General features: G+C 69.1%; 12 protein-coding genes. 9 read left to right on the top strand and 3 right to left on the bottom strand.

Translation table 11 applies throughout. The features are described 5' to 3' along the window. Positions 1–46: 46 nt before the first annotated feature. Positions 47–658, bottom strand: a complete 612-nt coding sequence (locus C6A86_RS17525) for a heme-copper oxidase subunit III (RefSeq protein WP_105362404.1) — start codon at positions 656–658, stop codon at positions 47–49. Positions 659–783: 125 nt separating this feature from the next. On the opposite strand from C6A86_RS17525, the gene trpD reads away from it, so the two are divergent. Beyond that, on the top strand, positions 784–1,863 hold the full coding sequence (gene trpD, locus C6A86_RS17520; RefSeq protein WP_105362403.1) for an anthranilate phosphoribosyltransferase: 1,080 nt from the start codon (positions 784–786) through the stop codon (positions 1,861–1,863). Position 1,864: 1 nt separating this feature from the next. Here the strand turns inward: trpD and C6A86_RS17515 are convergent, their stop codons facing one another. Beyond that, positions 1,865–3,703: a DEDD exonuclease domain-containing protein gene (locus tag C6A86_RS17515; RefSeq protein WP_105362410.1), complete on the bottom strand. Its 1,839-nt coding sequence runs from the start codon at positions 3,701–3,703 to the stop codon at positions 1,865–1,867. A gap of 99 nt (positions 3,704–3,802) precedes the next feature. Here C6A86_RS17515 and C6A86_RS17510 point away from each other — a divergent pair, with 99 nt between their 5' ends. The 4 genes from C6A86_RS17510 to C6A86_RS17495 all read left to right on the top strand — a co-directional run bounded on the left by C6A86_RS17510 (position 3,803) and on the right by C6A86_RS17495 (position 7,366). Continuing rightward, complete coding sequence (locus tag C6A86_RS17510; RefSeq protein WP_396833783.1) at positions 3,803–4,075, top strand: hypothetical protein; 273 nt, start codon at positions 3,803–3,805, stop codon at positions 4,073–4,075. A gap of 164 nt (positions 4,076–4,239) precedes the next feature. Next, on the top strand, positions 4,240–5,376 hold the full coding sequence (gene ripC / locus C6A86_RS17505) for a peptidoglycan hydrolase RipC (protein ID WP_105362402.1): 1,137 nt from the start codon (positions 4,240–4,242) through the stop codon (positions 5,374–5,376). Between the two features lie 198 nt (positions 5,377–5,574). Beyond that, on the top strand, positions 5,575–6,177 hold the full coding sequence (locus tag C6A86_RS17500; RefSeq protein WP_199196112.1) for a peptidase: 603 nt from the start codon (positions 5,575–5,577) through the stop codon (positions 6,175–6,177). A 43-nt stretch (positions 6,178–6,220) separates the two neighbouring features. Beyond that, positions 6,221–7,366, top strand: coding sequence for a glycosyltransferase family 4 protein (locus C6A86_RS17495; RefSeq protein ID WP_105362401.1), 1,146 nt, complete (start codon positions 6,221–6,223; stop codon positions 7,364–7,366). A 10-nt stretch (positions 7,367–7,376) separates the two neighbouring features. Here the strand turns inward: C6A86_RS17495 and C6A86_RS17490 are convergent, their stop codons facing one another. Continuing rightward, positions 7,377–9,176: a long-chain fatty acid--CoA ligase gene (locus C6A86_RS17490; RefSeq protein WP_311100808.1), complete on the bottom strand. Its 1,800-nt coding sequence runs from the start codon at positions 9,174–9,176 to the stop codon at positions 7,377–7,379. Between the two features lie 108 nt (positions 9,177–9,284). On the opposite strand from C6A86_RS17490, the gene C6A86_RS17485 reads away from it, so the two are divergent. From C6A86_RS17485 to C6A86_RS17470, 4 genes are read left to right on the top strand one after another with little or no spacing between them, the layout of a single operon-like run. Then, entirely contained in the window at positions 9,285–9,662 is a 378-nt protein-coding gene (locus tag C6A86_RS17485) for an SRPBCC family protein (RefSeq protein WP_105365619.1), read from the top strand. A gap of 30 nt (positions 9,663–9,692) precedes the next feature. Continuing rightward, positions 9,693–10,130, top strand: a complete 438-nt coding sequence (locus tag C6A86_RS17480; protein WP_105365620.1) for an SRPBCC family protein — start codon at positions 9,693–9,695, stop codon at positions 10,128–10,130. Position 10,131: 1 nt separating this feature from the next. Next, positions 10,132–11,400 carry an ArsA family ATPase gene (locus C6A86_RS17475; protein ID WP_105365621.1) on the top strand — a complete coding sequence of 423 codons (1,269 nt, stop codon included), beginning with the start codon at positions 10,132–10,134 and terminating at the stop codon, positions 11,398–11,400. Next, entirely contained in the window at positions 11,397–11,756 is a 360-nt protein-coding gene (locus C6A86_RS17470; RefSeq protein ID WP_105365654.1) for a hypothetical protein, read from the top strand. The genes C6A86_RS17475 and C6A86_RS17470 overlap by 4 nt, the downstream gene beginning before the upstream one ends. Positions 11,757–11,846 lie beyond the last annotated feature (90 nt).

Below are 11,846 nucleotides of genomic sequence, written 5' to 3'. Positions count from 1 at the left end.
GAACCCCTTCTCATCGTCGAGAGCATCGGACGCATCGGCTTGCCGATCATCGGACGAAGTAGATGACGGCGAACAGGGCGATCCACACGATGTCGACGAAGTGCCAGTAGTAGGACACGACGATCGCCGCGGTCGCCTGCGCAGGCGTGAATTTGGACAGCCTGGTGCGAATGAGCAAGAAGATGAAGGCGACCAGACCGCCGATGACGTGCAGTCCGTGGAAGCCGGTGGCCAGATAGAACACCGACCCGTAGGCACTGCCCGGGATGGTGGTGCCGGTCTCGACGAGGTGGATGTACTCGTAGCCCTGGCCGAGGACGAAGAACAGTCCCATCAGGAAGGTGATCACGTACCACCGGCGCAGGCCGAACACGTCGCCCCGCTCGGCGGCGAACACGCCCATCTGGCAGGTGAAGGAGGAGGCGATCAGCACCGCGGTCACCGGTACCGCGAGCCACAAGTTCAGCTCGGTCGGCTCGGGCGGCCAGGCGCCTTGGGCCTGCGCACGCGCGGTGAAGTACATCGCGAACAGACCAGCAAAGAACATCAGCTCACTGGAAAGCCACACAATGGTGCCGACACTGACCATGTTCGGTCTGTTCAGCGAATGTACGCGGGAGGTAATCGCGGTCCCCGAGGTCCCAACAGCGCTCGTCACAGGTGCAAGTATGACGCTTTGTAGTTGACGAACACCACCCGGGTTCGTAATTGAGTTGAAACGTGTCTTGGTAGGCAGTCGTGACAGGCTCCGGACGGCGGGTGCGCGGGCGATAGCATCACGGCGTGTCATCCGCTCAGAGCGCATCCGAGAGTCCGTTCACCTGGCCGCTGATCCTCGGCCGTCTGACCACCCACCGGGATCTGGAGCGTGGTCAATCGGCGTGGGCGATGGACCAGATCATGACCGGCACGGCGACGCCGGCGCAGATCTCCGGCTTCGCGGTGGCGATGCGGATGAAGCGCCCGACATCGGCGGAGGTCACCGAGCTCGCCGACACCATGCTCAAGCACGCCCGCCGGATCCCCGACAGTGCGGTCGGCGCCGACGCCGTCGACATCGTGGGAACCGGGGGCGACGGGTCCAACACGGTGAACCTGTCGACGATGGCCTCGATCGTCACGGCGGCGGCCGGGGTGCCGGTGATCAAGCACGGCAACCGGGCGGCTTCCTCACTGTCCGGCGGAGCGGACACCCTGGAGGCGCTCGGGGTGCGCATCGATCTGGGACCCGAAGATGTCGCGCGCAGTGTCGCCGAGGTCGGTATCGCCTTCGCGTTCGCGCCGCAATTCCATCCCTCCTACCGGCACGCCTCGGTGGTCCGCCGCGAGATCGGCGTGCCGACCGTGTTCAACCTGCTCGGTCCGCTGACCAATCCGGCGGCACCGCGGGCCGGTCTGTTCGGCTGCGCCTGGGGGGATCTGGCCGAGGTGATGGCCGGGGTGTTCGCCGCCCGCGGCGCCAGCGCCCTGGTGGTGCACGGTGACGACGGTCTGGACGAACTGACCACCACGACCACCAGCACCATCTGGCGGGTGCAGGCCGGCACGGTCGAGCGCCTCACGCTCGATCCCGCGGCCTTCGGGTTCCGGCGGGCCGATCTGAGCGAACTCGTCGGCGGTGACGCCGAGGCCAACGCCGCTTCGGTGCGGGCGGTGCTCAGCGGCGCCAAGGGACCCGTCCGGGACGCGGTGGTGCTCAACGCCGCCGGCGCGATGGTCGCCCATGCCGGTCTTTCCGGTGACGCGCAGTGGGTGCCCGCGTGGCAGTCCGGTCTGCAGCGTGCCGCCGAGGCCATCGATTCCGGTGCCGCAGAACGACTTCTGGCGAACTGGGTGCGGTTCACCCAGAAGGTCGCCGGCTGACTCAGACCGCCCTGGCGTGGGTGCGCCCGGGTTTGTGGACGCCGTAGCGATCGTCCAGATCATCGGTCTGGGTGGCCGGCTGCGCGGCGGCCAGGCGCGCCGACCGTGCGGTGGCGGCCCAGTCGGCCCACCGGGCGGCCGACCCGATCGGGCTGGCCCAACCGGTTTCGGCGCTGACGATGCGCACACCCGGGCCGGCCAGCCACCGGGTGATCACCGCCGTCTCCTCCACCAGTGCGCCGCCCAGCGGGGCCGGTTGCGGCAGGATCGACTGTGCCGCAAGGGTTATGGCGTCGATGACCGGCATGGGCGGCACGCCGCGGCGGGCGCACCCGGCCGAGGCCAGCTGTCCGTGCCGGATCACGGCCAGCTCCCAGCCGCCGCGCCCGTCGGGCCGCGCCGCGATCAGCTCGTCGACCGCGGCCAGTGCTTGGAGCCGTTGCCCACGCCATGTCGTCTCCACGGCGGACGCCGTGTGATCGCGTAGCCGGGCGGCGGTTTCATAGCGGTGCAGGCTCGCCAGCGACTCGATCTGGCTCAGCACGGTGCCGAACGCCGCGCTGTCCACACCGTCGAGCAGATCGGTCGCCCGCTGCGCCGCGCCGGCGTACTGCGCCATATCGGCGCCACGGGTGGCCGGGCAGGGGGAGAGCTCGCGTTCCTCGCAGGCGTGCCGCGCGCTGCGGGCCAGCCGGGTGCTGCAGGTTCGTACGCCGGTGCCGAGGGCCAGCACGTCGACGGTCGTGACGGCATCCGCGCGGGAGGTGAACGGTCCGATCGCGCGCGGACTGCGCGGGGAGCGCACCACCGAAAAGCGGGGGAACGCCTCGTCGGTGAGGGTGATCCACCACCACCGGCGCGGAAACTTGGACCGGCGGTTGTACGGCGGGGCGTGCGCGGCCAGCAGCCGCAACTCGCGCACCCCGGCCTCCAGCTCGTGCGCACACTCGACATGGTCGACCCGGGTGGCCAGCGCCACCATCTCCTTCATCCGGGTGCGTGGGTCGGCCCCGGTGAAGTACTGGCCCACCCGGCGGCGCAGATTCACCGCGGTGCCGATGTAGAGCACCTCATCGGCGGGCCCGCGGAACAGATACACGCCCGGCCGGGACGGCACACCATCTGCCAGGTGACGCTTGCGACGCTGCGGGGCGGTGGCGTCGGGCAGATAGGCGCGTAACTCGGGATAGGTGCGCACCCCCTGGTTCCCGACGCGCTCGATCAGCCCGTGCAGCACATCGACCGTCGCGCGGGCGTCATCGAGTGCCCGGTGGTTCGGGGTGGTGGTGGCCGAGAACAACCGCGCGAGTGCCGAGAGTTTGACGCTGGGCGCCTCGTCACGGGTCAGCACCCGCCGCGCCAGCCGCACCGTGCACAGCACCGGCGGGCGCGGCCAGGCGATGCCCAGGCGCTGCGCCGAGGCCCGCAGGAACCCGATGTCGAATCCCGCATTGTGGGCGACCAGCACCGCGCCCCGGGCGAACTCGAGGAACGCGGGCAGCACGGCATCGATGCGGGGTGCGTCGTGGACCATCGCCGACGTGATGCCGGTCAGCGAGACGATCTGTGGCGGGATGCTGCGGCCCGGGTCGACCAGGGTGGCCAGTTCGCCGAGAACCTCACCGCCGCGGATCTTGACCGCGCCGATCTCGGTGATCGCGTCGTGGTCGTTGCTCCCGGGCGTGCTGTCGGTGGCGCGGCCACCGGTGGTCTCCAGGTCCACCACCACGAAGGTGGTGTCGGCCAGCAGCAGATCGACGAGCGGGTCACCCTCGGCGAAGCCGACGGATGCATCACCGTCGGCGAAGCCGACAGATGGATCCACGTCGGCGAAGCTCAGCTGCTGCACACCGGTGACGGTAGGCCCCGCCCCTGACAAGCCGGGCCAGCGTGTCGTCGGTCGGTGGGCGTGTCGGTACCCGTCGTTACGGTGCGAAACATGAATCAAGGCCCGATGAACGAACGTGCGATGGAAGAGCCCGACGACGCGCTGGACACCGGCTCGGTGGTGATCGACTGTGATGACTGCGCGGTGCGCGGTCCGGGCTGCCAGGATTGCGTGGTGAGTGTGCTGCTCGGTGTGCCGGAGACTTTGCTGGACGACGAGCGTGCAGCGCTCGCGGTGCTCGCCGAGGTCGGGCTGGCGCCCCGGTTACGGCTCGTTCCGATCCATCGCCACGAGCGCCCGGATGGTAGAACTGGTGTGGCGTGAGGACACGCGCGTGACCTTTGGCAACGCCGCCAAGTCCGAATTTAATCCCGGTCGCCTGTTACGTTCACGTCTTCCGTTGGACAAGCCCGATGCCGTTTCGTAACCTATTCGAGACCAAACAGAAGTTCGTCGCGGCTGAATCGCAGTTGTAAGGACGCAATATCTTGAGGCCTGATCGCACACACCGACGTAAGAGTGGCGTCCAGCGACCCCTGATCGGTGCGTTAGCGGCCCTGACCGTGTTCGGCGGGATCCTCGCCTCCGGCGTGCAGGCCGACCCGGCCGACGATGCACTGGCAAAGCTCAACGAGTTGTCGCATCAGGCCGAGATCGCCACCGAGAACATGCACGCCGCCCAGCTCGATCTCGACACCAAGCTGGTCGCGCAGCGTGCCGCCGAAGAAAAGCACGCCGCCGATATCGCGGCGGTCGAGGCGGCCAAGGCCGATCTCGCAAAATTCCAGACCTCCGTCGACAAGATCGCCGCCGCCCAGTACATGGGCGGCCGCACCGATGGCCTGGATTCCATGCTCACCGCGAGCTCGCCGCAGGTACTGATCGATCAGCTGGCCGTGCAGCGCGTGATGGCGACCGAGATGTCGGCGCAGATGCAGAACTTCCGGAACACCAACGTGCGGGCCGCGCAGGCCGAATCGGCCTCGGCCCAGTCCGCCGCCAACGCCAAGACCGCCGCCGAGCAGGCCGCCGCGGTGCGTGCGGACCTGCAATCCAAGCAAAGCAAGCTGCAGGTCGAGATCGCCGTCGTCAAGTCGCAGTACGAGGTGCTGACCCCGGCCCAGCGTGAGGCGCTGGCCGCCATCCCACCGGTGCCGGCTTCGGTCCCGGTGCCGGCTCCGGAGGCGTTGCCGAACAACGATCCCGGCGTGCTGGCCGCCCCGCCGGCGGGCATCCCGCCGGGCGATGTCGCGCCGCCGCCCGCCGCCGCACCCGGCTCGGGCCCGGCCGTGGTGGCCGTGCAGGCCGCACTGACCCGCATCGGTTCGCCCTATTCGTGGGGTGCCGAAGGCCCGGGCGCCTTTGACTGCTCCGGCCTGGTGAAGTGGGCCTTCCAGCAGGCCGGTGTCTCGCTGCCGCACTCCAGCTACGCGCAGGCCGCCGGTGGCCAGGCGGTCTCGACCGATCAGATGCAGCCCGGTGACGTCGTGTCCTACTACTCGGATGCGTCGCACGTCGGCATCTATATCGGTGACGGCATGATGGTGCACGCCTCCACCTTCGGCAAGCCCGTGGTCGTGGCCCCGGTCAACAACGCACCGATCTACAACGTGCGTCGGTACTGAGAACGTGCGTCGGTACTGAGACACGCACTGTGCGGCGCGCTGACCGCCGCAGTCCTGCTGTCCGGGTGCCAGGCTGAATCACCGCCTGCGCCGCCGGTACCGAGCCCGACATCGAGTACTGCCGCGACGACCAGCATCTCGCTGCCCGACGGGCGTACCGCGCAGTTGCGCGGGCTCGGCGGTGCGCGCAGCGCGCCGATGATCGAGCGGATCGGCGCCGAACTGCCCGGGGCGGCGGCCGCCGTCACCGCGTTCTGGGGCCCGGACTGGCCGCGCGAGATCGTGGTCGTGGTGACCGAATCCGACGAACAGTTCCGGGTACTGGCCCACGGCAGCCCCGATATCGCCGCGGCCACCACCGCCGACGGCATGGTGTTCGCGCCGGGAGCGGCAGCGATGAATGACACCGCGCTGCGGATCGTGGTGCGCCACGAGCTGTTCCACTACGCGGCCCGCCCGCACACGGTCGCCGATGCGCCGCTCTGGGTCACCGAGGGTGTCGCCGACTATGTCGGCCGGCCGGAGCCGGGCCCACCCGGGCCCGCACAGGCCGATCTGCTCGCCCGGTTGCCCGAGGACGCCGACCTGCAGACCGAGGGACCGGTACGCTCGCTGGCCTACGACCGGGCCTGGTGGTTCAGCCGCTACGTCGCGCAGCAGTACGGCCCGCAGACATTGCGTGCGCTGTATCTGCGGGCCTGCGGTCCCGGCCATCCCGATCCGGCCACCGCCGTTCGCGAGACACTGCACGAGGACCTCGATGAGGTGCTCGCGCAGTGGCGCCGGTGGATGACCGGATAGCGTTGCCGGTCGATGGTCGGCGGTGCCGGTAGTGAGGAGAGCGATGACACGGGTGCTGTTGGTGACCAACGACTTCCCCCCGCGCCGCGGCGGCATCCAGTCCTACCTGGAGGCCTTCGTCGGGGAACTGACCGCGACGGGCGGCCACGAACTGACCGTGTACGCGCCCTCGTGGAAGGGCGCCGCCGACTACGACAAGGCGGCCGCCGAGGCATCCGGATACCGGGTGGTGCGACACCAGAGCACCCTGATGTTGCCCGAGCCGACGGTCGCGGGCCGGATGCGCGCCCTGATTGACGAGCACGACATCGAGACGGTGTGGTTCGGCGCGGCGGCCCCGCTGGCGCTGCTGTCACCGCTGGCCCGGCGTGCCGGGGCGACCCGGGTGGTGGCCAGCACGCACGGCCATGAGGTCGGCTGGTCGATGTTGCCGCTGGCGCGCAATGCGCTGCGTCGCATCGGCGACGACGCCGACGTGGTCACCTATGTCAGCGGCTACACCCGGGGCCGGTTCGCATCGGCATTCGGCCCGCGGGCCCGCCTGGAGCGACTGTCACCCGGGGTGGACATCGACCGCTTCGCGCCCGATACCGTCTCGCGTGCGCAACTGCGCGCGAGGTACGGGCTGGGGGACCGGCCGGTGGTGTTGTGCCTCTCCCGGCTGGTTCCGCGCAAGGGCCAGGACATGTTGATCCGCGCGTTCGGCCGGATCCGGCGGCGGGTTCCCGGTGCGGCCCTGGTGATCGTCGGCGGCGGACCGTATCGGGAGAACCTGGAGACGCTCGCGCAGCGCGCGGGCGTCGCCGACGATGTGCTGTTCACCGGCGGCGTCCCCGGCGCGGAGCTACCGGCCCACCACGCCATGGCCGATGTCTTCGCCATGCCATGCCGCACCCGCGGTGCGGGTCTGGACGTCGAGGGCCTGGGCATCGTGTTCCTGGAGGCCTCGGCCTCCGGCGTGCCGGTGGTGGCGGGCCGCTCCGGCGGCGCCCCGGAGACGGTGCGAGACGGTGAGACCGGCTGGGTGGTCGACGGCACCGATGTCGACGCCATCGCCACGGCGGTCAGCGATCTGCTCGCCGACCCCGCCACCGCCACCCGGATGGGGGCGGCGGGGCGGGATTGGGTCGTGCAGAACTGGCAATGGCGTACCCAGGGCACGCGACTGCAGCGACTGCTGACGCCCTGAGACCAGGGAATCAGGCGTAGATCGCCGCGATCTGGTCGGCGAACTTCTCGGCGACCACCTTGCGCTTGACCTTCAGCGTCGGCGTCAGCTCACCGGTGTCCTCGGTGAAGTCGACCGGCAGGATCCGGAACGTGCGGATCGCCTCGGCCTTGGACACCGATTCGTCGGCCTCATCGACCGCAGATTGGATCTCGGCGAGTAGGTCGGGGTCCTGGGTCAGATCTGCCACCGTGGCAGCCGCATTCTTCCCGTGGCGCTGTTTCCAGCCCTCGAAGGCCTCGGGATCGATGGTGATCAAGGCGGCGATGAAGGGTTGGGCGTCGCCCACGCACATCGCCTGGCTGATCAGCGGGTGTGCGCGCAGTTTGTCCTCCAGCGGGGCCGGGGCGACGTTCTTGCCGCCCGCGGTGACGATGATCTCCTTCTTGCGGCCGATGATCGTCAGGAAACCGTCGGCATCGATCGCGCCGAGGTCGCCGGTGTGGAACCAGCCGTCGGTGAACGCATCCGCGGTGGCCTGTTCGTTGCGCCAGTAGCCGCCGAACACCACGCCGCCGCGCAGCAGCAGCTCATGATCATCGGCGAGCCGCATGCTGTTGCCGGGCAACAACTTTCCGACCGAACCGACCTTGACGGCGCCCACCTGGTTGGCGGTGACCGCGGCGCTGCTCTCGGTCAATCCGTAGCCTTCGTAGATGGTCAGTCCGACACCGCGGTAGAAGTGCCCGAGTCTGGCGCCCAGCGGTGCGCCGCCGGAGATCGCGGCGCGGCAGTTGCCGCCGAGCGCGGCCCGCAGCTTGCCATAGACCAGCTTGTCGAACAGCGCGTGCTTGAGCTTCAGGACCAGACCGGGGCCGGTGCCGTCCTGGGCCTGGCTGAACTCGATGGCGGTGTTGGCGGCGATCTCGAAGATGCGGCCCTTGCCGTCGTTGCGCGCGTTCTGCTCGGCAGTGTTGTACACCTTCTCGAAGACCCGCGGCACCGACACCACCAGCGTCGGTTTGAACACCCCGAGCGCGGGCACCAGGTTCTTGATATCGCTGGTGAAGCCGAGGGTGACCTTGTTGGCGAACGCGCCGATGGTGATCGCCCGGGCCAGCACGTGCGCCAGGGGCAGGAAGACCAGCAGCCGCTCACCCTTGCGCAGCAGCGTCGGGAAGGCCGCCTTGGCGCCGCGGATCTCGTAGAGCAGGTTGGAATGGGTGAGCTGGCAGCCCTTGGGCAGGCCGGTGGTGCCCGAGGTGTAGATCAGCGTTGCGGGATCGCCTGACTTGATGGCACCGACCCGGGCTTCGAGGGCAGCGGCGTCCTCGGTCTGCCCGGCTTTGGCCAGCACGTCGAGGGCGGGCTCGGCAGTGCTGCTCTCGATGCGCAGCACCGCACGCACGTCGGGCAGCTGGTCGGTGAGTTGCTCGACCCGGTCGGCATGGGCATCGGTCTCGGCGATCACCAGCACCGCGCCCGAATCGTTGAGCACGTGCCGGATCTGCTCGGGGGCCGATGTCTCGTAGATCGGGACGGTGACGGCGCCGATCGACAGGATCGCGAAGTCGAAGATCGGCCATTCATAGCGGGTTGCCGACAGGAGGGCGACCCGGTCGCCGGCCTGAATGCCATGGGCGATCAAACCCAAAGCCGCCGAACGAATCTGGGCTGCCGCCTGGGCGCAGGTGACATCGGTCCAGGCGCCGTCCACCTGACGCTGGAAGATCACCTGGTCGGGATCCTCGCGCTCATGTGCATAGACCGAGCTGACGACGGTGTCATACTCGGCGATCTCGAACGATGCCGGAACGGTGAACTCACGCACGATCTTGGCCCCTCGGGTCCTGGTGACGGATTTTCTGGCGACAGCCTAGTCGGCCGCCCAGTCAGCTAGGTCACAGCGCTCGCAACCCATGTGTGAAGCTATTGGGCGATGAACAGCGTGCAGATCGCCGATGAGACCTTTGTGTGCGCCGACCCGGCCGATGTCGGGCGGGCGGTCGCCGACCCGGCCTGCTGGCGGCGCTGGTGGCCGGATCTGCGGCTCACGGTGGTCGAGGACCGCGGTCCGGCAGGCCAGCGCTGGACCGTGGCGGGCGGTTTGACCGGCACCATGGAGGTGTGGCTGGAAACGATGATGGACGGCGTCATCCTGCACTACTTCCTGCACGCCGAGCCGCCCGGTGACCGCGCGCAGCTCGATCTGGCAAAGCTCAATCACAACCGCCGGGTGGCGGGCAAGAGAATGGCCTTCGAGATCAAGACCTGCCTCGAGGCGCAGCGCCCGGTGGGGGTGTCACGGCTGGCATGAAGCGAGCCGAGTACGGGTACATTTCTGGGCGTGGCGGAGAAGACGGCGCAGACGATTTACATCGAGGCTGATCCCTCGACGGTGATGGACGTGATCGCCGATATCGGCTCCTACCCGGAATGGGTGGCCGAATACAAGGAAGCCGAGGTGCTCGACGCCGACGGGGCGGGGAATCCGAAGACGGCCCGGCTGGTGCTGGACGCCGCGGTGCTCAAGGACACGATGGTGCTGTCCTATGACTGGCCCGCCGACCGTCAGTCCGTCACCTGGACTCTGGTCTCCAGCTCCCTGCTGAAAGCGCTGCAGGGTGCGTATCGGTTGTCTCCCAAGGGTTCCGGTACCGATGTGACCTATGAACTCTCCGTCGACCTGGTCATCCCGATGATCGGGCTGCTCAAGCGCAAGGCGGAGCGCCGGCTCACCGACACCGCGCTGAAGGATCTCAAGAAGCGAGTCGAGGTGCAGTGAGCTGAGTGCGGAGAATTCACCCGCGCCCGCCCGGGTCAGCCTGTTCGTCGGCAAGGGTGGGGTAGGCAAGTCCACGTTGGCCACCGCCACCGCTGTGCGTGACGCGCGCAGCGGGCTGCGGGTGCTCATCGTGTCCACCGACCAGGCCCATTCCACCGGCGATGTGCTGGGCGTCAGCATCGTCCCGACCGGCAAGCGCGAGCCGACCAGGGTGCTGGCCGACCTGGACATCGGACCCGGTGACGGCGGTTTCCTGGACGCGCTGGCCCTGGACACCCTGGCGCTGCTGGAGGCCCGCTGGCGTGACATCGCCGGTGTCCTGGAGCAGAAGTACCCGCTGTCAGATCTGGGAACTATTGCCCCGGAAGAACTTTCGGCATTGCCCGGCGTCCAGGAGGTGCTCGGGCTGCACGAGGTCGGCGAGCTCGCAGACTCCGGCCGGTGGGATCACGTGGTGGTGGACTGCGCCTCCACCGCCGATGCATTGCGGATGCTGACCCTGCCGGCCACCTTCGGCCTCTACCTGGAGCGGGCCTGGCCGCGGCACCGCCGCCTCGCGCAGCCGGCCGCCGACGCGGCCTCGGCCGCCGCGGTGACGTGGGTGGAGCGGATCGCCGACGGCACCGAGAGGCTCTCGGCGCTGCTTGCCGACGCCTCGCGGGTGAGCGCGCATCTGGTGCTCACTGCCGAGCGGGTGGTCGCCGCCGAGGCGGCCCGTACCCTCGGCTCGCTGGCGCTGATGGGCGTGCCCGTCGCCGAGCTACTGGTCAACCAGATTCTGGTGCAAGACGATTCATTCGAGTATCGGAACCTTCCGGCCCACCCGGCATTCGACTGGTATTCCGAGCGGATCGCCGAACAGCAGGCGGTGCTCGACGAGCTGGACGCGGCCATCGGCGATGTGAAGCTGGTGCTGGTGCCGCATCTGGCGGGTGAGCCGATCGGACCCAAGGCGCTCGGTGAACTCCTGGAGGCCGCCCGGCTACGGGACGGATCGCCGCCGCCCGGGCCATTGCGCCCGGTGGTGGATCGTGAATCCGGAACCGGCCTCGATGCGGTGTACCGGATGCGGATAGAGTTGCCGCAGGTCGACCCCGGTGCGCTGACACTCGGCCGGGTCGACGATGACCTCATCATCGGCTCCGGCGGTATGCGGCGGCGGGTTCGATTGGCCTCGGTGCTGCGGCGCTGCAGCGTGATCGGCGCACAGTTCCGGGGCGGGGAGTTGACGGTACGTTTCAGACCGAATCCGGAGGTGTGGCCGAAGTGAGCGGGCAACACTCCGACATCCCGCCGGAACTGCGGCAACTGGCCCAGGCGATCCTGGACAAGCTCGATCCGGCGGTGCGGCTGGCGGCCGCACGTGCCGGCGCCGACGGCGCCGGGCCCGGGCCGTGCCAGCAGGTGTGGTGCCCGGTCTGCGCGCTGGCCGCGCTGGTGAACGGCGAACAGCATCCGCTGCTGTCGGTGATCGCCGAGCACAGCGTGGCGCTGCTGACGGTGATCCGTGCGATGGTCGGCGATCCGGAGCCGCCCCCACCGCCACCGCCGCCGCCCGCCGACGGCGATCGGCCGCCGAACGGATTCAGCCGCTACGAGCAGATCCCGGTGACGTTGGACGACTGACGGATCACGTGTGGTCGCACTCACGCAGCCTGGGTACAGTTGTCCCCGTCCGGCCCGGTCTCGGAACCGGGTGCCGTTGCAGGAGGGTCC

This window comes from Mycobacterium sp. ITM-2016-00316 (assembly GCF_002968335.2).
GTDB lineage: Bacteria > Actinomycetota > Actinomycetes > Mycobacteriales > Mycobacteriaceae > Mycobacterium.
The sequence above is the reverse complement of the archived record's forward strand: the minus strand, read 5'-3'. Positions and strand labels throughout refer to the sequence as shown.

Coding starts and splice junctions, on each gene's coding strand:
- C6A86_RS17495 (WP_105362401.1), top strand. CDS start 6,221: ATGACACGGGTGCTGTTGGTGACCAACGACTTCCCCCCGCGCCGCGGC.
- C6A86_RS17510 (WP_396833783.1), top strand. CDS start 3,803: ATGAATCAAGGCCCGATGAACGAACGTGCGATGGAAGAGCCCGACGAC.
- C6A86_RS17485 (WP_105365619.1), top strand. CDS start 9,285: ATGAACAGCGTGCAGATCGCCGATGAGACCTTTGTGTGCGCCGACCCG.
- C6A86_RS17500 (WP_199196112.1), top strand. CDS start 5,575: ATGATCGAGCGGATCGGCGCCGAACTGCCCGGGGCGGCGGCCGCCGTC.